Raw genomic sequence first — 21,697 nt, 5'->3', positions numbered from 1 at the left:
CGCCCGTCACCAGGTGTCGATCCAGCGGCGGCCGTCCCCGGGCGGCGGGGCCGAGGCGAACGCGGTGGTGATCCAGCGGCGGGTGTCGGCCGGGTCGATGACGTCGTCCAGCTCGAAGACCGTGGCGGCGTGCAGGGCCTTGCCGTGCTCGTAGGCGGCGGCGACCATCGTCCGGAACAGCTCCTCCGGGTCGTCGGCCTCGGCGAGTTCCTTGCGGTACCCGAGCCGGACGGCGCCCTCCAGGCCCATGCCGCCGATCTCGCCGGTGGGCCACGCGACGGTCGCGAGGGGCGCCTTGAACCCGCCGCCCGCCATGGCCTGCGCGCCGAGGCCGTAGCCCTTGCGGAGCACGATCGTGACGAGCGGGACGCGCAGGTTCGCGCCGATCACGAACATGCGGCCGAAGTGCCGGACGGTGGCGGTCCGCTCGGCGTCCGGGCCGACCATGAAGCCGGGCGTGTCGCACAGCGACACCACGGGCAGCCCGTGGGCGTCGCACAGCTGCAGGAACCGGGCGGCCTTGTCGGCGGCGTCGCGGTCGATGGCGCCGCCGAGGTGGGCGGGGTTGCTGGCGATGAGGCCCATCGGGTGTCCCTCGATCCGCACCAGCGCGGTGATGATCCCGACCCCGAAGGCGCGGCGCAGCTCCAGCACCGACCCGGTGTCGGCGAGGCGGGCGATCGCGCGGCGGACGTCGTAGGCGCGCAGCCGGTTCTCCGGGACGACGTTCCGCAGCGGCCGCTGGTCGTCGCACGTCCAGTCGCCGCTCGGGCCCTGGAAGTAGGACAGGTAGCGGCGGGCGGCGGCGACGGCGGCGGCCTCGTCCGCCACGGCGATGTCCACGACGCCGTTGGGCTCCTGGTCGGTGATCGGGCCGATCTCCTCGGGCGCGAACACGCCGAGCCCGCCGCCCTCGATCATCGCGGGGCCGCCCATCCCGATGTTGGCGTCGCGGGTGGCGATGATGACGTCGCAGCAGCCGAGCAGCGCGGCGTTCCCGGCGAAGCAGCGCCCGGCGGCGATCCCGACGGACGGGACGCGGCCGCTGAGCCGCCCCATCGCGTGGAAGGTCGTGACGTCCAGGCCCGACACCGTGGAGGTGTCGGTGTCGCCGGGCCGGCCCCCGCCGCCCTCGGCGAACAGGACCACGGGCAGGCGGCGGCGGTGGGCGATGTCGAGCATCCGGTCGGTCTTGCGGTGGTTCTGGTAGCCCTGCGTCCCGGCCAGGACCGTGTAGTCGTAGGACATGACGACCGCCTGCGCGCCGGCCACGTCCCCGATGCCGCACACCATGCCGTCGGCGGGGGTGCGCTCGATCAGGTCCTCCAGGGACCGGCGCCGCCGCTGCGCGGCGATGGCCAGCGCGCCGTACTCGACGAACGTGCCGGCGTCGCACAGGTCCTCGATGTTCTCCCGGGCGGTGCGGTGGCCGCGCGCGTGCCGCCGGGCGACCGCCTCCGGACGGGACGCGTCCAGGCCGGTCTCGTGCCTGCGCAGTGCCTCGGCGAGGTCGGCGCGGATCTCGCCGGGGTCGGGCTCGGCGTCCTCGGCGGCGTGGCCGGCGCCGGCCTCGGCGGGTTCCACGAACAGCAGCGGGGCGCCCTCGGCGACGGTGTCCCCGGCCGCGGCGGCGACGCTCCGCACGATGCCCGCCTCGCCCGCGCGGACGACGTGCTCCATCTTCATGGCTTCGAGGACGAGGACCGGTCCCCCGGCCCGCACGAGGTCGCCCTCGGTCACGTCCACGCTCACCACCGTGCCCTGCATGGGCGCGGACACGGTGATCGTGCCGGGCGGCGCGTCCGGGGCTGCGGCGGCGGGGGTGCCCTCCTCGTCCCGCACGGTCTCGACGTAGTAGCGGCGGTGCTCGCTCTCCAGCAGCTCGGGCAGGTGGCCGGCGATGAAGGACGTGTCGAAACCGCCGGCGGTGAAGCCGGGGTGGCGCAGCACGCCCTGCAGCAGCGGGATGCTGGTGGCGACGCCGGCGATCTCGAACTCGCCGAGCGCGCCGTGCGCGCGGGCGGCGGCGGACGGCAGGTCCTCCGCGCGGGCGACGACCTTGGCGAGCAGCGGGTCGTAGCGGGGGCTCGCGCGGTAGCCGGCGTACCCGCAGGTGTCGACGCGGACGCCGGGCCCGGACGGCGGCGCGAACGCGGTCAGCGTCCCGGCCCGCGGGTGCGGCGTGCCGTCCGCGTCGAGGGTCTCGGTGTTGACCCGGACCTGGACGGCGCACCCCGCGGCGCGGGGCGGCCCGCCGGCCAGGCCCACGGCCGCGAGGTCCTCCCCCAGCGCGAGCCGGATCTGCGTCTTGACCAGATCGACCCCGGTGATCTCCTCGGTCACGGTGTGCTCGACCTGGAGCCTCGGATTGACCTCCATGAACCAGAAGTCCCCGTCCGCGACGAGGAACTCGAACGTGCCGATGCCGTCGTAGCGGACGCGGGCGGCCATGCGCAGCGCCGCGTCCAGCAGCGCGTCCCGGACGTCCCCGGGCAGCGCGGGCGCGGGCGCGACCTCGATCAGCTTCTGGTGCCGCCGCTGGATACTGCAGTCGCGCTCCCACAGGTGGACGACCGCGCCGCTCCCGTCGCCGGCGATCTGCACCTCGATGTGGCGGGCGCGCGGCACGTACCGCTCGGCGTACAGGTCGCCGGAGCCGAAGGAGGCGAGCGCCTCGGAGCGGCACCGCTCGTACGCGGCGGCCATGCCGGCCGGATCGGTGACGGCGCGCGTCCCGCGCCCGCCGCCGCCGGCCACGGCCTTGAGCATCACGGGCCCGTGCGCGCGGGCGAACTCCTCCGCGCCGGCGAGGCTCACCGGGCCGTCCGTGCCGGGCGCCACCGGCACGCCCGCGTCCCGGGCGAGCGCCCGCGAGCGGGTCTTGTCGCCGAACAGCTCCAGCAGCTCGGGGCGCGGGCCGGTGAACGTCAGCCCGGCGGCGGCGCAGCGCGCGGCGAACGCCGCGTTCTCGCTCAGGAAGCCGTAGCCGGGGTGGACGGCGGTGACGCCCGCTTCCGCGGCGGCGGTGAGCACGGCGGCGGCGTCCAGGTAGCCGGCCGGGCCGTCGCCGGGCAGCACCCGCACCTCGTCCGCGCGGCGGGCGTGCGGCGCGGGGGCCTCGTCGCGGGTGCGCACGGCGACCGTCCGCAGGCCCAGCTCCGCCGCGGCGCGGACGATCCGCAGCGCGACCTCGCCCCGGTTGGCCACCAGGATCCCGCCCACCCGTCCTCCTCGCCTCGCTCCGCGCGCCCTCGCCTCGGCTGGGCCTCACTCTAGAGAGGCGGGCGGGTCCCGGTGACCGGCGGGCGCCCGGTGACCGCCGGCGGGACCGGGGTGATAATGGTCCTGTGGGGCCGCCTCCCCACGATCACCTCCGGAGGGATCGACGACTCATGGGCACCGCCGGCCGTTCCGTGCGCGAATCCCTCCTGGACGCCGCCGCCTCCCTGCTCGTGGAGCGCGGCTACCGCGGCGTCCGGATGCGGGACGTCGCGGCGGCCGCCGGGGTGAGCCGGCAGACCGTCTACAACGAGTTCGGCGACAAGTGGGGCCTGGCGCAGGCGGTCGTGATCCGCGACAACGAGCGCTACCTCGACGGCGTCGACGCGGCGCTGTCCGCGCACGACGACCTGTACTCGGCGGTGACGGCGGCGGTCATGTACACGCTGGAGACGTCCGCGGACGACCAGCTGAAGAAGGCGGTGCTGACCGGTGCGGGCGGCGACGAGCTGCTCCCGCTGCTCACCACGCAGGCCGAGCCGGTGCTGTTCACCGCCAGCGCCCGCATCGCCGAGCACGCGCTGCGGCACTGGCCGGACCTGGACCGCGACGCCCTCACCGAGATCGCCGACGCCGCGGTGCGGCTGACGATGAGCCACCTCATGCTGCCCTCCGGCCCCCCGGAGCGCTTCGCCCACTTCGTCGCCCGCATGGTGACCCGCTACGTGACCGCTACATGACCGCTACGGGATGACGGTCTGCAGGTGGACGACCTTGACGGCCGTCATCTCGTCGAGGAGCTCGGGGCCGTAGCCGAAGCCCCGCCCGCTGGCGCCGCGCGGGGTCGCGGCCCCGCCGGGGGCGCCGCCGAACACCGCGTTGATCTTCACGGTGCCGGTCTTCAGGCCGCGCCAGGCCGCCTGGGCGTGGGCGGGGTCGCGGGTGAGGACGGTCGCGGCGAGGCCGTAGCGGGTGCGGTGCGCCGCCTCCAGGCCCTCCGCGAAGGACGCGACGGTGCGGACGGGCGCGACGGGCCCGAAGGTCTCCTCGGCCATCACGGCCATGGTGTCGGTGCAGCCGGTGAGGACGGTGGCGGGGTAGAAGCAGCCGGGTCCCTCGGGGATCCGCCCGCCGGTGCGGAGCCGCGCGCCGTCCGCGACGGCCTTCTCGACCTGCTCGTGGACCCGGGCGCGGTGCCGCTCGTCCACCAGCGGGGCGAGTTCGGTGGCCGGGTCGGCCCCCGGCCCCATCCGCAGGGCGCGGGCCCGGCGGGTGAGCGCGTCCAGGAACTCGGCGGCCACGGCCTCGTGCACGTAGACGCGTTCGACGGCGGTGCAGATCTGGCCGGCGTTGGCGAAGCAGCCGGTGGCGGCCTGCCCGGCGGCCCACGCCGGGTCGACGCCCGCGTCGACGATCAGCGGGTCGGCGCCGCCGTTCTCCAGCAGGACCCTGACCCCGGTCCCGGCGGTCAGCTCGGCGATGCGGCGGCCCGCGCGGGTCGAGCCGACGTGCGCCACGACGTCCACGCCGCCGTGGCCGGCGAGCGCCTCGCCCAGCTCGGCGCCGCCCGTGACGAGGTTGAGGACGCCGCCGGGCAGCCGCCCGGCGATCAGCTCGGCGAGCATGGCGCCGGCGTGCGGGGTCCGCTCGGACGGCTTGTGCACGACGGTGTTGCCGGTGACCACGGCGGCGCCGATCAGCCCGCAGGCGATGGCGACGGGATCGTTCCACGGCGTGAGCACCGCGACGGTCCCGTGGGGCTCGCGGACCATGAAGTCCGCCGCGTCCCACCCGCCCTGCAGGCTGCGCCCGCCGTGCAGCGGGCCCAGCTCGGCGTACTGGCGCAGCGTCCCGATCCCGGCCTCGACGCCGGCGAGCGCGTCGCCGGACGGCTTGCCCATCTCGGCGGTCACCAGCGCGGCGAGCTCGGCGGCGCGCCCCTCGACGGCCCGCGCGGCGGCGTGCAGGGCGGCGCCGCGCTCGGCGGCCGGGACCACCGCCCAGCCGGGCGCGGCGGCCCGTGCCGCCGCGACCGCGGTGTCCACGTCGCGGCGGGTGCAGACGGGCACCACCCCGAGGGGCTCGCCGTCCGCCGGATCGGTGACCGTGAACATCCGCTCCCCGGTGCCCTGGCTCCAGCGTCCTCCGGCCAGCATCCACCTGTCACGCGGTCGCATGATCGCTCCCTCGCCTCCCCCGCGGGGCAGAGACGCGCCCGGGCCTCGCGGTCGCCTAGCCGACGTGTTCCGTCCTCTCCATGCGTCGCCTACCCGGGAAGGCGGCGTTCATTGACCGCCCCCGGATGTCAGTGACCACTTACTGCATGGGCTACCGTGGGGCCGACAGCCGAGTGCGAGGGAGGCGCGGTGGACTTCGACCTGCCGGAGAGCGCGGCCGCGGTGCGCGAGGGCGTGCTGGCGATCGCGGGGAAGTACGACCAGGAGTACTGGAGCCGCTGCGACGCGGACAAGCGCTGGCCCGAGGAGGTCTGGCGGGAGCTGGTCGGCGACGGCTGGCACGCCCTGGCCGTCCCCGAGGAGTACGGCGGCGGGGGGCAGGGCCTGCTGGAGCTCGCCGTCGCCCTCGAAGCCCTCGCCCAGGGCGGCGCGGGAGGCGCCGCGTCGTTCATGTACCTGCTGACGCCCGCGTTCGGCGGGCTGACCATCGCCCGCCACGGCACCCGGGAGCAGCGGGACGAGTTCCTGCCGAAAATCGCCTCCGGGGAGCTGGAGACCTGCTTCGCCATCACCGAGCCGGACGCGGGCAGCAACTCGATCAACATCTCCACCCACGCCCGCCGCGACGGCGACTCGTTCGTGGTCAACGGCCAGAAGATCTGGATCTCCGGGGTCGAGCGCGCGGACCACATGGTCCTCGTCACCCGCACGGTCCCGGCCGCCGAGGCGCGCCCCCGGACGTCGGGCTTCACCGTCCTGCTGGTGGACCTCAAGGAGGCCGTCGCCGAGGGCACGCTGAGCTACCAGCCGATCCCCAAGCTCGGCACCAACACCGTCGCGTCCAGCACGGTGTTCCTGGACGACGTCCGCGTGCCGGCCGAGCGGGTCCTCGGCGAGGTCGACATGGGGTTCGCCGTCCTGTGGGACATCCTCAACCCCGAGCGGATCCTGGCCGCGGCGGGCGGCGTCGGGTCCGGCGAGCTGGTGCTGAGCCTCGCCTGCGAGTACGCCACCGACCGGGCGCCGTTCGGCAAGCCGATCGGGACGAACCAGGGCATCGCCTTCCCGCTCGCCAGGGTCAAGGCGCAGCTGGAACTGGCGCGGCTGATGACCTACAAGGCCGCCTGGCTGTGGGACCGGGGCCGCCCCTGCGGCTCGGAGGCCAACATCGCCAAGCTCACCGCGGCCGACGCGGCCTGGCAGGCCGCCGACCGCGCGTTCCAGACCTTCGGCGGCATGGCGTACTCGCTGGAGTACCCGATCTCCCGGATGTTCCGCGACGCCCGCATCGCCAAGAACATCCCGGTCGCCGAGGAACTCGTCCTCGCCCACATCGCCCAGCACGAACTGGGCCTGCCCAAGTCGTACTGACCGCCGGAACGCGCGGGGGGACGTCCTCAGCCGAACCTGGGCGGGCGCTTCTCCCGGATCGCCGAGACGCCCTCCCGCACGTCCGGGCCGGTGAACCCGAAGAACTCCATCGCCAGCGACGCGTCGAACGTCGGGCCCGCGAGGCGCAGCCAGTTGTTCAGCGCGTGCTTGGTGAACGACAGCGCCTCCGCGGGCCCGGCGGCGAGCCGGCCGGCGATCTCCAGCGCGCGCTCGTGCACCTCCCCGTCGTCCACGCACAGGGAGACCAGGCCGATCCGCTCGGCCTCCTCCCCCGTCAGGACGTCGTTGAGCAGCAGGTAGTACTTCGCCTTCGCCATCCCGCACAGCAGCGGCCACACGATCGCCGCGTGGTCCCCGGCCGCCACGCCCAGCCGCGTGTGCCCGTCGATGACCTTCGCGGTGCGGCCGGCGACGGAGATGTCGGCCAGCAGCGCCACCGCCAGCCCCGCGCCCACCACCGGGCCCTGCACCGCGCTGACCACCGGCTTCGAGCAGTTCACCACGTTCATGACGATGTCGCGCGCCTCGCGCATGATGCGGCGGCGGGCCCCGTGGTCGGCCATCATCTCCTCGATCATGGCGAGGTCGCCGCCCGCCGAGAACGCCGCCCCCTCGCCGCGCACGACGACGGCGCGCACCTCGTCGTCGGCGTCGGCGTCCCGCCAGATCTCCGCCAGCTCCCGGTGCCCGGTCATGTCGACCGCGTTGAGCTTGCCCGGCGTGCTGAGCACGACCCGGAGCACGCCGTCCGCCGCCCAGTCGATCTTCAGCCGCTGGTAGCCGTCATACCGCCCGCTGCCCATGGCAGGTCGCCTCCCGCGTCCGCGCGTCGAATGCCGCGCGCAATCGTCGCACAGCGAAGTCCCGCGCCCGGACACCGGCGTCGAAGATCTCCGGGAGCAGGAAGAACGAGTGCACGACACCGTCGTAGCGGCGCAGCTCCACCGGCACCCCGGCGGCGGCGAGCCGCCGCGCGTACGCCTCGCCCTCGTCGCGCAGGATGTCGTACTCCGCGGTGATCACGGTCGCGGGTGCGGCGCCGGCGAGGTCCGGGGCGCGCAGCGGGGCCAGCCGGAAGTCCGCGCGATCGGCGCCGCCCCGGTAGAGCCCCATGAACCGGGCGAGCGTCGCGGCGTCCAGCGCGTATCCGGAGCCGAACTCCCGCCAGCTCGGGGTGTCCATGGCCGTGTCGGTCACCGGGTAGACGAGCAGCTGGTGGACGAGCGGCACCCCGTGGTCGCGGGCGAGCAGCGCGGCCGCCGCGGCGAGGTTGCCGCCCGCGCTGTCCCCGGCCACCGCGACGGCACCGGGCAGTACGCCGTAGCGGTGCGGCTCGCGCGCCGCGGACGCCACGACGGCCCAGGCGTCGTCGACGGCGGCGGGGAACGGATGCTCGGGGGCCAGCCGGTAGCCGACGTTCAGGACGACGCATCCGGCGGCGGCCGCGATGTCGCGGCACGCGGCGTCCACGCTGTCGATGCTCCCGAGGACCCACGCGCCGCCGTGCAGGTACACGAGCGCGGGCAGCGGCCCGCGCCCCGGCGGCACCGGGCGGTACAGCCGCACCGGGACGGGCCCGCCCGGTCCCCGCACGGTGAGGTCGCGCACCTCCGGCAGCTCACGGCCGGCGGGGGACGGCACCGCGGCGACCCGCTCCCGCATCTCCGCGACGGTCGGTTCCGCCCGGGTCCCCGCGCCGGGCGGCAGCGCCGTCCAGGCGGCCACGAACTTCAGGAAGCTCACGGTCTGCGGGTGCAGCGGCATGCGGCGGCCTCCGGGGGATCTGCGGCGGGATGTACCGGATCGCCTTCCCCGGGACCGCCGCGTCAATCCCCGCCCGCGCCGGGGCCGGGCCCGGCCGGCTCAGCGGCCGGCGGCCTCGGCGACCAGGGCGTCGAACAGCCGCCCGTCGTCGCCCTCCTCCGGATGCCACTGGACGGCGAGGCCGAAGCGGTGCCCCTGCAGCTCCACGGCCTCGACCACCTGGTCCTCTGCCCACGCCACCGCCGCCAGGCCCCTGCCGAGCCGGCTCACCGCCTGGTGGTGGTAGGTGGGGACGTCGGCGGAGTCCCCCATGATCTTGCCGATCATGCTGGTCACGCTGATCTGCACCGGATGCGATCCGACCAGGCCGCTCTCCGGCGCGTGCCCGTCATGGCCCACCGCCTCCGGCAGGTGCTGGACGAGGGCTCCGCCGCGGGCCACGTTCAGGACCTGCATGCCCCGGCAGATGGCCAGGAACGGCAGGCCGGCGTCCACCACCGCGCGGGCGAGCGCCAGTTCGAAGCGGTCGCGCTGCGGCTGGGGCGGGCCCGTCAGGGCGTGCCGGGCGGTCCCGTACAGCCCGGGGTCGATGTCGCCGCCGCCCGCGAGGACGAGGCCGTCCAGCCGCCCGACCAGCGCGTCCACCCCGCGCAGCTTCGCGGTCGGGGGCAGCATGACCGGGACCCCGCCCGCCCGCTCGACGGCGCGGACGTACGGCACCGGCAGCAGTGCGGCCTCGCGCACCCAGGCCCCCCAGCGGGCCGGCTCCTGGTAGGTGGTGATGCCGATGAGCGGCGGCGCGCCGGCACCTGCGGCGTTCGGGGACGGCCCCCCGCGGCTGGCCTCTGACATGCCCGGTTCCCCCTCTGTCGTGCGTTGGCCACGGGACGACTTCCGGTATGGGCGATTCGCTGCGTTCGGCTGCCCCTCATGGTGCCGCACCCGCCCCGGGCCGTCCCGTCCCCCGGCCTCCTACCAGCCAGCTTGCCGCACGGGACGGATCTCCGCAGTCGGAAGCGGCGAGACGGGCCCGGCGCCGCCGCCCCCGGCAACGGCCGCCAGGCGGGCCGCCCGGGCGGCGGGGCCCCGAAATTCTGAAATCTTCCACCCGATAGCAGTTTCCTACCCCGGTCCGCGTCCTCCGCGCCGGGTCGCCGACCCCCCGCAGGAGTACCGATCAGTATGCGTGCTCCCGCCCGCCGCGAACCGATCACGGAGAATTCACCGGCGACTACACACGGAGACATCACCCCCTCCACACGGCCACCATGTTTGAGGACCCGCGCGCCGGAATGCGAGAATCTCAGCAAGCCGGGCATCGGACGCGCCTCGACGACCGCGCAATCCCAGAACTCTCCGCCGACGGCCCAGAGGGGGCGAGCTGGAGAATGTCACCGGAACCCCGAATGCTCAAAGAGTGCTTCGCCCGGCTTGACGCCGACCCCGCGGGCGCCACCAGCTATTTCTACGGCCGCCTTTTCGCCCGCGAACCGCAGCTGCGCGCCCTGTTCCCGCCCGCGATGGGCCCCCAGCACGACCGGTTCTTCCAGGCGCTCACGCGGATCGTGTGGAGCCAGGACAACCCCGCCGAGCTCGCCAGCCACCTCGGCCGGCTCGGCCGCGACCACCGCAGGTACGGCGTCCTGCGCGAGCACTACGCCGCCGTCGAGACCGCGCTGCTGGCGACGCTGCGGACCTTCGCCGCCGACGTGTGGACCCCCGAGGCCGAGGCCGCCTGGACCGCCGCCTACCGGTCCGCCGCCGCGGCCATGATCGCCGCCGCCGAGCGGGACGCGGCCGCGCACCCGCCCTGGTGGGTCGCCGGGATCACCGGCCACGACCGCCGCGCCCACGACCTCGCCGTGCTCACGCTGCGTCCCGAGCGGGCGCTGCCGTTCCTGCCCGGCCAGCACGTGCGCGTGCAGACCGCCCGCTGGCCCCGCGTCTGGCGGCCCTACTCGATCGCCAACGCGCCCCGGCCCGACGGGACGCTGCGGCTGCACGTCCGCGCCCGGCCCGCCGGCTGGGTCAGCGGCGCCCTGGTCCGGCACTGCGCCCCCGGCGACACCGTGCTGCTCGGCCCCGCCACGGGAACCATGACCCTCGCCCCCGGCTCCACGCGCGGGCTCCTCCTGATCGGCGCCGGCACCGGCCTCGCCCCGATGAAGGCGCTCGCCGAGCAGGCCGCCGGGGCCGGCCGCGACATCCGCCTGCTCCTCGGGGCCCGCACCGAGGACGGCCTGTACGACCTGCCCGCGCTGCGGAGGCTGGAGGCGGACTGCGCGCGGCTGCGGGTGACCCCCGTCCTGTCGGGGGCGCCGGCGCCCCCCGGCGGCCTGCACGGCCGGATACCCGACGTCCTGCCCGGCTTCCTGGACGGCCTCCGCGACTGGCGGGACCACGACGCCTACGTGGCCGGCCCCGTCCCGCTCGTCCGGCGGACCGTCACCGCGCTGCAGCGGCACGGGCTGTCCCTCGCCCGCATCCACCACGACCTGCTCGCCGCCGAGAACTGAGGGGTCACCACCCGGCGCGCTCCCGCAGGAACGCGGTCGTCGCCTCGTCCGCCGGGTAGAACGACTCGATCGCCAGCTCCGCCACCGTGATGTCGACCGGCGTCCCGAACGTCGCGATCGTGCTGAAGAACGACAGTTCCCTGCCGTCCACCCGCATCCGCAGCGGGACGAACACCTCGTGGCCCTCGGGCGGCGCGATCGCCTCCCCCACGTCCCCCGGGAAGCTCCGCAGCTCCCGGTGCAGCTGGGCGAGCGACGCGTCCGCGGTCAGCGCCACGTGCCGCCGCACCCGGTCGATCATGTGCGCGCGCCACTCGGCCAGGTTCAGGATGTTCCGGGCCATCCCGGCGGGATGCATGCTGAGCCGCAGCACGTTCAGCGGCGGCTCCAGCAGTTCCGGCGGCGCCCCCTCCATGAAGAACGCCGCCGCGCCGTTCGCGTCGACCAGGTTCCAGAAGCGGTCGACGACCACCGCCGGGTACGGCTCGTGCCCCGCCAGCACCTGCCGCAGCGCCGCCCGCACCGAGTCCATCCTCGGCTCCTCCATCGGCGTCTCGCCGAAGACGGGCGCGTACCCCGCCGCCACCAGCAGCAGGTTCCGGTCGCGCAGCGGCACGTCCAGGTGCTCGGCCAGCCGCAGCACCATCTCCCGGCTCGGCGCCGAACGCCCCGTCTCCACGAAGCTCAGGTGCCGGGTCGACACGTCCGCCTCCGACGCCAGCTCCAGCTGGCTGAGCCTCCGCCGCTGCCGCCACGCGCGCAGCTGCTCCCCGATCGGTCTCACATCGCTCAGCGCCGTCGTCATCGCACCGACGCTACCCGGGCCGCGTCATGACGACGATGACGTCGGAGGTAATGGACGCGGCAGGAGCCGATCACGAGAGTGGGCCGCGACGACCCGAGGAGGAGCCTTGACCACCGAGCTCACACCCGACCAGCTCGCCGACGCCATGCCCTTCGCCCGCGCCATGGGCGTGGCGATCGACTCCGCCGGGCCCGAGGAGGTCACCGGCCATCTCGGCTGGTCCCCGGACCGCTGCACCGCCGGCGGCGTCATGCACGGCGGTGCCCTCATGACCCTGGCCGACACCCTCGGCGCGGTCTGCGCGTTCCTCAACCTGCCGCCGGACACGTCCACGACGACGCTGGAGTCCAAGACGAACTTCTTCCGCGCCGTGAAGGACGGCCACGTCCGGGGCGTCTCCCGCCCCCTGCACACCGGCCGCACCTCGATCGTCGTCCAGACCGACCTGTTCGACGCGGCCGGCCGCCGCGTGGCGCAGGTCACCCAGACCCAGGCGGTCCTGCGGGCGTGAACCGGCCGACGCCTTTACGTTGTAGATTTTTTGAGATGGCCGTCGAAGAAGTCGAAGATCCGCCGCCAGCCATCCGGCGCGTTCTCCCGGCCCCGCCCCATCCCGAACGCGATCTTCGCTACCGGCCCGAGCGGCCCCGGCAGCGCGGACTCGGTCATGAAGGAGTGCCCGGTCGCCGGGTACTCCTTCACGTCGTGCGCGACGTCCGACTCACTGAGCGCCCGCTCCAGCTTGCCCGCGGCCCCGCGCAGCGAGGGGTCGGCGGCACCGTAGCTCGCGACGATCGGGCACGCGCCGCGCAGCGCCTCCTCCGGCCGGCGCGGCAGCATGCCGTAGTTGACCGCGGCCGCCGTGAAGTCGTACTTCGCCGCCGCGACCAGCGCGAACCCGCCGCCCATGCAGAATCCGCAGACGCCCACGTCGCCGGTGCAGTCGTCCCGCCCCGCCAGCCAAGCCCGCGCCGCCTCGATGTGGTCGTACGCGGCGCCGCGCCCGGCCCGCATCTCCCGCATCGCCTTGGTGACGCAGCGCACCCACGGCGCACCGTTGTAGAGGTCCGGCAGGACGGCGAGATACCCGTTCGCGGCGAACCGGTCGGCCTGGGCCCGCATGTCCCCGGTGGCCCCCAGCGCCTCGAACACGACGACAACCCCAGGCCAGGGCCCCTCCCCCTCGGGAACGGCGAGGTACCCCGGCAACTCCTGATCACCCACGGAAATCCTGATCTTCGACATACCGCCCAACACTCCCCCATCCGGCTCCTATGCGCCATCCCCCGAGACAACGACCTTGCCCTTCCGGCGGACCAGAAGAAGTCCATGCTCGACGGTCACCGAATGGAGTCCACCCGAGTACTCCTCGAACCCGTCGTGATAGCCATCCTCATTCCAGTAACGGCTGGGCATGGATCGTCCGTGGTTCACCAGCGGCCTGTTGCGTCTCGTCACCAGCGACACCACATATGTCGGCCGGAGATTATGGAAGATCTGCCCACTGGGCATAACGCGCCGCAGCCCCGTGCGATCGTCGATTCGGATGTTGGCGCTGATGCCCGACTTGATGGCGAGTACCTGCAGCCCGCCGGCGAGTTCCTCGGACGCCGTGTAGATCACGCGGTGTCCGTTCCTATGATGCGTGGTGCCGTCCCCATCCACCATGGCGTCGAGAAAAATCCGAATGATCTCCGGCGTCCAGCGATGCGCGACCGTGGGCAGTCGCTTGTCCACTGCGTGGCCCAACTGGGCGAGGAAGTCGCGGAGGGCGACACAGCAGGTGATCACGCGGCTATGGCCGGACGGAGGCAGGTAGGCGGTGAGTCCCAACCGCCGCACGGTCCCCATCATCGCGTCCAGCACGGGGCCGGGGTTCTGCGCGAGGACGATCTGATGGCCGTTGATGGAACCTTCCGATAAGAAGTAGCCGAGGAATTCCGCGAAGCCCATCGCCGGGAAGACCGCTCCCGGATACTCCCGCGAACATGCAGCCCCGTTGTCCGAACGCGCCCAGGTCCGGCTTGTCCCCGGAATCTTCACGTCCGCGTCCGTGCCAGAGATCCATTTCGCCGTCTTGTCATAGCGGACGCGTTTGTGGAGGAGAGCGCCAGGTGCCTCGATCCCGAACGGCTGCTCGCCACGTCTCGCCGCGCGCGTGTCGTAACGTTGAACCCAGAGCGGATGGTCGGCACCGACCAGCAGGTCGACCTGCTCCGAACGGACCCGGTACATGCGGCCGCTGACCTCGCCGTGGTGTACGGCTGTGGCCCGCCGGTACTCCAGACCTCCCGTGGACGGGTTAACCGTCCCGAAGTTCTCGCTTCCGTCGATCTTGGGCCAGGGTTTCCAGCCGGCTTCCGTGAGCACGTCGGTTTCGTCGTCGTAGCCGCCCGCCATCCGGTTCCCGCCTCCATCACTTCAGGCAGCAAGGCGGTCACACAGAATCACAGGCCACGGACATTCGCTTCGCCTGCGGCCCTCGGCGGCCGCTCCGCGCCGGGTGAGGACATGGGGCCCGGTCAGGGCGCGCGCGGCGCTGTCGCGGACGTCAGGGACAGACGCGGCCGTTGCCTTCGAACGCCGCGTGGGTGAGCGGCATGAGCGCAGCCCACTGTTCTTCCATCTGCTCGGCGACCATCTCGATCTCACGCTGCGGGAACGAGGGGAACGCCGAGTCTTCCCGGCTCGTCCGCAAGGACAGGAAGTTCATCAACGCCCGCGCGTTGCAGGTCGCGTACATCGACGAGTAGAGGCCGACGGGGAGGACGCTCCTCGCCACCTCCCGGGCGATGCCCGCTTCGAGCATCTCCGTGTAGGCGCGATAGGCCTGCCGATAGCTCTCCTTGGTGGCCTCGGCGACCAGCTTGTGCTGCTCCGGGCTTCCGTCCATGAAGACGTACTTGCCGGGTTTGCCCTCCTGGACCAGCTTGCGGTCGGGGGCGGGCACGTAGAAGACGGGCTCCAACCGCCTGTAGCGGCCACTCTCCTCATTGTAAGAAAACGTGCGGTGACGCATAAATTCGCGGAACACGAAGATGGGCGCCTTCACGTAGAAGGTCATCGACGAGTGCTCGAACGGGGTGCCGTGCCGGTCCCGCATGAGGAAGTTGATCAGTCCCTTGGACCGCTCGGGGTCTGCCTCGATCTCCGCCAGGGAGCTCTCCCCTTTGGTCGACACCCGCGCGGCCCAGAGCACGTCCGCATCCGACGCCGCAGACTTGATCAACTCCACGGTCACGTCACTGCGGAACTGGATGTCCGTCGACTCGTCCCCGGCCATTGGTCTCCCCCTCGTGTCCGCTCGATCGCCTCCGCAACCTTAGCCGCCACCACAGTCACCGACCGCCATGGTGCCCGGAACAGGGCACGGGCAAGACCATGGCGCCGGATTGCCTGGGGTGAGTCAGAGCAGGGCGTCGATGTCGGTGAGGATGGCCTGGCGGCCCTCCTCGTCGAGGGAGGAGGCGTGGACGGCGTTGCGGGCCAGGGACGCCAGGGCGGGGCGGTCCAGGCCGAAGACCTCGGCGGCGACGCGGTACTCGCCGGTGAGGGTGGTGTCGAACATGGGCGGGTCGTCGCTGTTCAGCGTGACGAACAGGCCCGCGTCGAGCATCCTCGGCAGGGGGTGCGAGGCGAGGTCGGCGACCTGCCCGGTGCGGAGGTTGGAGGTGGGGCAGACCTCCAGCGGCAGCTGCGTCTCGCGCAGGTGCGCGACGAGGCGCGGGTCCTCCAGGCAGCTGACGCCGTGGCCGATGCGCTCGGCGCCGAGCCCCTCGATCGCCTCCCAGATCGTCTCCGGGCCGGTCATCTCCCCCGCGTGCGGGACGCTGCGCAGCCCCGCGGCGCGGGCGGCGGCGAACGCGTCGCGGAACGCGTCCCGGTGCGGCGGGCGGCACTGCTCGACGCCGCCGATCCCGAACCCGACGAGCGCCTCCGGCGGGTGGCCGAGGGCGTGGTCGGCCGTGCCGCGGGCGCCTTCGGCGCCGAACTCGCCGGGGATGTCGAAGATGTAGGCGACGCGGATGCCGTGCCGGTCGCGGGCCTCGCGCACGGCGTGGTCGAGGGCGTCGGTGATCGCCGGCATCGGCATCCCGGCCCGCTGGTGGGTGTAGGGGGTGACGGTCAGCTCGACGTAGCGGGCGTTCTGCGCGGCGAGGTCGCGGGCGGTCCCGAGGACGAGCGTGGCGACGTCCTCGGGGGTGCGGACGAGGCTGGAGACGGCTTCGTACACCTCGGCGAAGTGGGGGAAGTCGCGGAACTCGTAGAAGGCCCGCAGTTCCCGCTCGTCCACCGGGACGGGCCCGTCGGGGTGGCGGCGGGCGAGTTCGAGGACGGTGGGGACCGAGGCGGAGCCCACGAGGTGGACGTGGAGCTCGACCTTCGGCAGGGCGTCGATGAACGCCTCGATGGACGTGGTTTCGGTCAGCACGCCGCGAAGCTAACAGCCATCCGGGCCGCCGCGACAGGCAAACCATCCGAATCTGCCACAAGATTGTCAGAAACCCCCGGAGGGCGTTCCGGGTGCGGCAGGATGGGAGGCGTGCGCGCGGCCCGGTTGATCTCCATGGTGCTCCTCCTGCAGTCACGGGAGACGATGACGGCGGGCGAGCTGGCGCGGGAGCTGGAGGTTTCCGAGCGCACCGTCTACCGGGACATGGAGGCCCTCTCGGCGGCCGGCGTCCCGGTGTACGCCGACCAGGGACGCGGCGGCGGGTACCGGCTGGTCGGCGGCTACCGGACGCGGCTCACGGGCCTGACCCGCGAGGAGGCGGAGGCGCTGTTCCTGACCGGTCTGCCGGGCCCGGCCGGGGACATGGGGCGCGGCGACGCGGTGGCGGCGGCGGAGCTCAAGGTCCTGGCGGCGCTGCCCGCGTCCCTGCGGGACGCCCCGTCGCGGGCGAGCCAGCGGTTCCACCTGGACGCCCCGGGCTGGTTCGGCGCGGCCGGGCCGCCGCCGCTGCTGCGGGACCTTGCGCGGGCCGTCTGGGAGGACGAGCGGGTCGAGCTGCGCTACCGGCGCGGGGACGCCGAGGTCACGCGGGAGGCCGAACCGTACGGGCTCGTCCTGAAGAGCGGCACCTGGTACCTGGTCGCGCGGGTGGCGGGCGGGCCCCGCACCTACCGGGTGGACCGGGTGACGGACGTCCGGCCGACCGGGGACGTCTTCGACCGCGACGAGGGGTTCGACCTCGCGGCGCACTGGCGGGAGGCGGCGGCGGCGTTCCTGCGGTCGATCCTGCGCGAGGAGGTCACCGTCCGGCTGTCGCCCGCCGGGAGGCGGATCCTGCGGTACGCCGTCGAGCCGTACGCGGCGCGCCGGGCGGCCGAGGACGCCGGGGAGCCCGACGAGGCGGGGTGGGTGGTGACCACGCTCCCGGTCGAGTCGCTGGACGTCGCCGCCTCCGAGCTGATGCGGCTCGGCCCGGAGGCCGAGATCCTGGCCCCGCCGGAGCTGCGGGAGCGGATGGCGGACGGCGCGGCCCGGCTCGCCCGGCTGTACGCCTCCCGGCCGGACGATTGAGGGCCCCGCCGGACGGAGGCCGCGCCCTCAGTCCTGCTTGCGCGCGATCGCCTCGGCCAGTTCCTGCTTGGTCATCTTCGACCGGCCCTGGACGTCGAGGCCGGCCGCGCGGTCGTAGAGCTCCTTCTTGCTGCTGCCCTCGACGTCCACGCCGCCGGCGCTCCGGCCGCGGCCTCGGCGGGCCTCCGGGTCCTTGGCCCGCGGGTCGGACGGGCCCTTGCGCTTCTTGGGGACCCACCGGTCCCCGCGCTTCTCGAACTTGTGCTTGAGCGCGGAGTAGGCGGTGCGGTGCGCGCGCTGCCCCTCCCCGTAGGTCTCGACCGCGGAGTCGTGGGCCTTGGCGAACGTCTCCTGCGCCTCCTTCGGGGAGCGCTGCAGCGTGCCGGGAAGCTCGTCCTTCCGCGGCTTGCCGCCCTTGGTCGTCTTCGGCATGGCTCCTCCTTCCGTCTGCCCGCCGCCATATCCGGGCAGATTTCGTTCAAACCGGCGCAACGGGCGAGGCCGCAGGCGATCCGGGATCGCCTGCGGCCTCGCGGGCGGCGGTCGGTCAGCGGTATCCGGTGACGTCGGCGGGACGTCCGGCGTCCACCACCTCGGTGATGTAGCGCCAGGCGTCGGGACTGCTGCCGTCGGCGTCGGTGAACCCGTAGACCTTGGCGAGCCCGCCGCTGGACAGCGAGGCGCCGTTCCAGCGCGCCCGGTCCGGGTCGGCGGCGAGCGCGGCGGCGGCGCGGCCCACGAACACCGGGGACTCGGAGATCGCGAAGTTCGGGACCTCCTTGGCGGCGTCGAGCCAGTTCTCCTCGGTGACCCCGAAGTGGTCGAGCATCGCCTCCGAGCGCAGCCAGCCCGGCGTCAGCGCCAGGGCGGTGCCGCCGTACCCGGCGATCTCCTCCGACTGGGCGAGCGCCATCCGGAGCACGGCGCTCTTGGCGAGGTCGTAGAAGTAGCCGACGTCCTTGCGGTACCGGGCGTTGTACTCGGCGGTGCCGTCGGTCATCTCGATCACCAGTCCGCCGGGTTCGCGGATCAGCAGCGGCAGCGCGCGGTGGCTGGTGATGGCGTGGGTCTCGATGGCGAGCCGCAGCAGCCGCAGCCCGTTCTCCAGGGACTGCTCCCACAGCGGCTTGCCGAACTCGAACAGGTGGTCGGCGCCCCAGATGTCGTTGACCAGGACGTCCAGCCGCCCCTGTTCCTCGTCGATGCGGCGGACGAGGGCGTCGACCTGCCCGGGGTCGAGGTGGTCGACCCGGACGGCGATGCCCTCGCCGCCCGCGGCCGTCACCCGTTCCGCGGTCTCCTCTATGGTCTCGGGACGGTCCATCTCCGATCGGCTCGACCGGGTGGACCGTCCCGTCACGTACACGGTCGCCCCCGCGGCGCCGAGCTCCACGGCGATGCCGCGGCCCGCGCCCCGCGTTCCCCCGGCGACCAGGGCGGTCTTTCCTCTCAGTGCACGGCTCATGGGGACGATGCTCGCACCGAAACCTGACAGGTCACGTCAGGGTTCCGCGTCCCCCGGCCGGGTTTCCCCGTCAGGTGAAGATGCTGACCCCACCGGGGCCGACGAGGAGCCCGACGACGATGAGGACGATGCCCCAGAGCAGGTCGCGGCGGGCGACGATCACGTAGATCCCGGCGATCACCAGGACGACGGCGATGAGCCACAGAATTGTCATCATGGCACCCGAGATCCCCGGTAGATACACGACAAAACCGGATTCGTGCCACGGATGTCCATATTTCCTGTTACGGACCATCCGTTATGGGCGGAGGGGGAGTCTCCTCCCCCTCCGCCGGGATAACGGCGATCACCCGCGTCACCCGGAGGCGGCGCGGTGGCCGGTCACCAAGTCTTCCGGGTTTCCACGGTCCCGCGACAGCGACCTCAGGACCATTTCGGGCCTGCCGATCTCCTGCTTCAGGACTAGGACCGGTTCAACTCCACGACCGGTTCAACTCTGGGAACGGCTCAGCTCCAGCACGTTCGCGACGATCCGGTGCCCGGCCCCGCCCGCCGCGGTGAGGATGGACTCCGGGTGGAACTGGACCGCCCAGCGCCGCCGCGCGGGGTCCTCGACCGCCATCACGACGTCCCCGGTCAGCGCGGTCACCTGGAAGCCCTTCACCCGGTCGGGCGTGGCGTGCAGCGAGTGGTAGCGGGCGGCGGTGAACTCGTCCGGGAGCCCCGCGAACAGCTCCCCGCCGGCCACCTTCACCTGGCCGGGCTTGCCGTGGGCCGGCTCGGGCAGCAGCGCCAGCTCGCCGCCCGCGTGCTCGACCATCGCCTGGAGGCCGAGGCAGACGCCGAAGACCGGGAGGCCGCGCTCGTCCAGGGCGTCGAGGAGGGCGTGGGCGTTGAAGTCCTCGGGACGGCCGGGGCCGGGCGACAGCACGACGAGGTCGGGCGCGTACTCGTCCAGCATCCGCACCGGGAACCCGTGCCTGAGCGTGGTCACGGCGGCGCCCTGCTGGCGGAAGTAGTCGGCCAGGGTGTTCACGAACGAGTCCTCGTAGTCGACGATCAGCACCGTGCGGCCGTCGCCCGCTCCGGCCGACGCCGCCGCCGGCGCCCCCTCCTGCGGGGCGGGCCCGGCGTCCCGCTGGGCCGCGGTGAGCGCGCCCAGCAGTGCGCTCGCCTTGAGGTGCGTCTCGCGCTCCTCCTCGTCGGGGTCGGAGTCGTACAGCAGCGTCGCCCCGGCCCGGACGGTGGCGACGCCGCCGCTGATCTGCGCGGTGCGCAGCGTCAGGCCGGTGTTCATCGACCCGTCGAACCCGACGAACCCGACGGCGCCGCCGTACCAGCGGCGGGGCGAGTCCTCGTGGTCCTCGATGAACTGCATCGCCCACGCCTTGGGCGCGCCGGTGACGGTGACCGCCCACATGTGGGTGAGGAACGCGTCGAGGGCGTCGAACCCGGGGCGCAGCCGCCCCTCGATGTGGTCGACGGTGTGGATCAGCCGGGAGTACAGCTCGATCTGCCGGCGGCCGAGGACGCGCACGCTGCCCGGCACGCAGATCCGCGACTTGTCGTTGCGGTCCACGTCGGTGCACATGGTCAGCTCGGACTCGTCCTTGGCGGACGACAGGATCGTGCGGATCTGCTCGGCGTCCTCCAGCGCGTCGGCGCCGCGCCTGATCGTCCCGGCGATCGGGCACGTCTCGACCCGGTCGCCGGTGACCCGCACGAACATCTCCGGCGACGCGCCGACGAGGTACTCGCCGCCGCCGAGGTTGAACAGGAATTCGTACGGCGCGGGGTTGGTCTCCCGGAGCCGCTCGAAGAACGCGGCGGGCGCGTCGCAGCGCGCGTACATGGCGTGGCCGGGCGTCACCTCGAACAGGTCGCCGCGGACGAACTTCTCCTTGGCGTCCCGCACCATCCGCGCATACGCGCCGGGGACGGGCTGCGGGGGAAGCTCCGGCCCGGCCGGCGGCGCGGGCGTCGGCTCGGTGCGGCGCGGCAGGCCCGCGGTGCCGGTGCCGCCGACCTCGAACTCGTAGGAGATCCGGTGCGAGGTCTCCCGCTTGCGGTCGACGACGATCATCTCGTCCGCCAGGTGCAGCACGAGGTCGCGCTGGTCGGCGGGCCGCTCGGTCCGCGTCCGCAGCGGCTCGAACTGGAGCGACAGGTCGTACCCGAACGCCCCGTACAGGCCGAGGTGGGGGTCGTCGCAGCGGAACAGGTCGACGACGGCGCGCAGGGCGGTGAAGACGGTCGGCCGGCGGCTGCGCTCCTCCTCGGGGAAGAACCCGTCCGCGGGCGGGATGAACACCTCGAACAGGTCCGGCCCGTCCGCCCGCACCTCGCCGGTGCCGCGCAGGACGGCGGCGAGCGCGGGCAGGACGACGCGGCCGCGCCCGTTCAGGGCCCGCACCTCGACGGCCCTGCCGCGGGCGACGATCTCCAGGCAGGGGTCGATGTAGGCCATGTGCCAGCGGCTGTACCGGCCCGGGTACTCCATGCCGGAGCTGAGGACGCCGCCGCGCCGCTCACCTACGGCGGCGACGAGCGCGTTCAGCACATCGGACTTGCGCTCCGGGTCGACCGGTGTCGCGGTACGGGTGACCCGCACTCCCCCGGCCGTGACGAACCCGCCGGTCGGCGGCTGCTGTGAGACGGTTTCCACCGCGGTGGCCCCTCGATTTTCCGGGCCCTGCACCCCAGGCGGCGAACACGCGAAACGACCGCCGGGTGAGGGCGGTCGCCTTGGTCTGCACGTGCACGAACCGGCGCCGCCTCAGCGGCGCCACCACCACCGGGAGGCTGCGGTTCGCATGGCGCCGAGGGTACCAGGTT

Annotated in this window: 19 protein-coding genes; 5 read left to right on the top strand and 14 right to left on the bottom strand. The window is 73.6% G+C overall.

Going from position 1 to position 21,697, the window contains the following annotated elements; translation table 11 throughout:
• Positions 1-6: 6 nt before the first annotated feature.
• Entirely contained in the window at positions 7-3,222 is a 3,216-nt protein-coding gene (locus tag E1289_RS14155) for a carboxyl transferase domain-containing protein (protein ID WP_131980114.1), read from the bottom strand.
• Positions 3,223-3,392: 170 nt separating this feature from the next.
• On the opposite strand from E1289_RS14155, the gene E1289_RS14150 reads away from it, so the two are divergent.
• A complete protein-coding gene (locus E1289_RS14150) occupies positions 3,393-3,959 on the top strand; it encodes a TetR family transcriptional regulator (RefSeq protein ID WP_131980112.1) in 567 nt (188 codons plus the stop codon).
• Positions 3,960-3,962: 3 nt separating this feature from the next.
• Here the strand turns inward: E1289_RS14150 and E1289_RS14145 are convergent, their stop codons facing one another.
• A complete protein-coding gene (locus tag E1289_RS14145) occupies positions 3,963-5,396 on the bottom strand; it encodes an aldehyde dehydrogenase family protein (protein WP_243712822.1) in 1,434 nt (477 codons plus the stop codon).
• 189 nt (positions 5,397-5,585) lie between these two features.
• Here E1289_RS14145 and E1289_RS14140 point away from each other — a divergent pair, with 189 nt between their 5' ends.
• Positions 5,586-6,767, top strand: a complete 1,182-nt coding sequence (locus tag E1289_RS14140) for an acyl-CoA dehydrogenase family protein (protein WP_131980110.1) — start codon at positions 5,586-5,588, stop codon at positions 6,765-6,767.
• A 26-nt stretch (positions 6,768-6,793) separates the two neighbouring features.
• Here the strand turns inward: E1289_RS14140 and E1289_RS14135 are convergent, their stop codons facing one another.
• From E1289_RS14135 to E1289_RS14125, 3 genes are all read right to left on the bottom strand, one after another.
• Positions 6,794-7,591 (bottom strand): enoyl-CoA hydratase/isomerase family protein, encoded by a 798-nt coding sequence (locus E1289_RS14135; protein ID WP_131980108.1) that lies wholly within the window; start codon positions 7,589-7,591, stop codon positions 6,794-6,796.
• The gene (locus E1289_RS14130; RefSeq protein ID WP_131980106.1) at positions 7,572-8,552 is read right to left on the bottom strand and encodes an alpha/beta hydrolase; all 981 of its coding nucleotides are present in this window, start codon (positions 8,550-8,552) and stop codon (positions 7,572-7,574) included. The genes E1289_RS14135 and E1289_RS14130 overlap by 20 nt, the downstream gene beginning before the upstream one ends.
• A gap of 99 nt (positions 8,553-8,651) precedes the next feature.
• Entirely contained in the window at positions 8,652-9,404 is a 753-nt protein-coding gene (locus E1289_RS14125) for a gamma-glutamyl-gamma-aminobutyrate hydrolase family protein (RefSeq protein WP_131980104.1), read from the bottom strand.
• Between the two features lie 554 nt (positions 9,405-9,958).
• Here E1289_RS14125 and E1289_RS14120 point away from each other — a divergent pair.
• Positions 9,959-11,068 carry a globin domain-containing protein gene (locus E1289_RS14120; RefSeq protein ID WP_243712821.1) on the top strand — a complete coding sequence of 370 codons (1,110 nt, stop codon included), beginning with the start codon at positions 9,959-9,961 and terminating at the stop codon, positions 11,066-11,068.
• A 4-nt stretch (positions 11,069-11,072) separates the two neighbouring features.
• Here E1289_RS14120 and E1289_RS14115 read toward each other — a convergent pair whose 3' ends face one another.
• Entirely contained in the window at positions 11,073-11,873 is an 801-nt protein-coding gene (locus tag E1289_RS14115; RefSeq protein ID WP_131980100.1) for a helix-turn-helix transcriptional regulator, read from the bottom strand.
• 106 nt (positions 11,874-11,979) lie between these two features.
• Between E1289_RS14115 and E1289_RS14110 the strand changes: the two genes are divergently transcribed.
• Positions 11,980-12,384, top strand: a complete 405-nt coding sequence (locus E1289_RS14110) for a PaaI family thioesterase (RefSeq protein WP_243712820.1) — start codon at positions 11,980-11,982, stop codon at positions 12,382-12,384.
• A 14-nt stretch (positions 12,385-12,398) separates the two neighbouring features.
• Here the strand turns inward: E1289_RS14110 and E1289_RS14105 are convergent, their stop codons facing one another.
• From E1289_RS14105 to add, 4 genes are all read right to left on the bottom strand, one after another.
• Complete coding sequence (locus tag E1289_RS14105) at positions 12,399-13,097, bottom strand: dienelactone hydrolase family protein (RefSeq protein ID WP_207928958.1); 699 nt, start codon at positions 13,095-13,097, stop codon at positions 12,399-12,401.
• A gap of 48 nt (positions 13,098-13,145) precedes the next feature.
• A complete protein-coding gene (locus E1289_RS14100) occupies positions 13,146-14,273 on the bottom strand; it encodes an LAGLIDADG family homing endonuclease (RefSeq protein ID WP_131980096.1) in 1,128 nt (375 codons plus the stop codon).
• Between the two features lie 151 nt (positions 14,274-14,424).
• Positions 14,425-15,156, bottom strand: a complete 732-nt coding sequence (thyX, locus tag E1289_RS14095; RefSeq protein ID WP_131980094.1) for an FAD-dependent thymidylate synthase — start codon at positions 15,154-15,156, stop codon at positions 14,425-14,427.
• A gap of 123 nt (positions 15,157-15,279) precedes the next feature.
• On the bottom strand, positions 15,280-16,305 hold the full coding sequence (gene add, locus E1289_RS14090; protein ID WP_243712819.1) for an adenosine deaminase: 1,026 nt from the start codon (positions 16,303-16,305) through the stop codon (positions 15,280-15,282).
• Positions 16,306-16,416: 111 nt separating this feature from the next.
• Between add and E1289_RS14085 the strand changes: the two genes are divergently transcribed.
• Entirely contained in the window at positions 16,417-17,397 is a 981-nt protein-coding gene (locus tag E1289_RS14085) for a YafY family protein (protein ID WP_131980092.1), read from the top strand.
• Positions 17,398-17,424: 27 nt separating this feature from the next.
• On the opposite strand, the gene E1289_RS14080 is transcribed toward E1289_RS14085, so the two are convergent.
• The 4 genes from E1289_RS14080 to E1289_RS14070 all read right to left on the bottom strand — a co-directional run bounded on the left by E1289_RS14080 (position 17,425) and on the right by E1289_RS14070 (position 21,527).
• Positions 17,425-17,829 (bottom strand): ChaB family protein, encoded by a 405-nt coding sequence (locus tag E1289_RS14080; RefSeq protein WP_131980090.1) that lies wholly within the window; start codon positions 17,827-17,829, stop codon positions 17,425-17,427.
• Between the two features lie 115 nt (positions 17,830-17,944).
• Complete coding sequence (locus tag E1289_RS14075; protein ID WP_131980088.1) at positions 17,945-18,862, bottom strand: SDR family oxidoreductase; 918 nt, start codon at positions 18,860-18,862, stop codon at positions 17,945-17,947.
• A gap of 70 nt (positions 18,863-18,932) precedes the next feature.
• Positions 18,933-19,079, bottom strand: a complete 147-nt coding sequence (locus E1289_RS38195; protein ID WP_165966046.1) for a GPGG-motif small membrane protein — start codon at positions 19,077-19,079, stop codon at positions 18,933-18,935.
• Positions 19,080-19,352: 273 nt separating this feature from the next.
• A complete protein-coding gene (locus E1289_RS14070) occupies positions 19,353-21,527 on the bottom strand; it encodes an anthranilate synthase component I (RefSeq protein ID WP_131980086.1) in 2,175 nt (724 codons plus the stop codon).
• Positions 21,528-21,697: the final 170 nt, after the last annotated feature.

Source organism: Actinomadura sp. 6K520 (genome assembly GCF_004349245.1).
Classification (GTDB): Bacteria; Actinomycetota; Actinomycetes; order Streptosporangiales; family Streptosporangiaceae; genus Spirillospora.
This window is presented reverse-complemented; position numbering and strand designations above follow the sequence as displayed.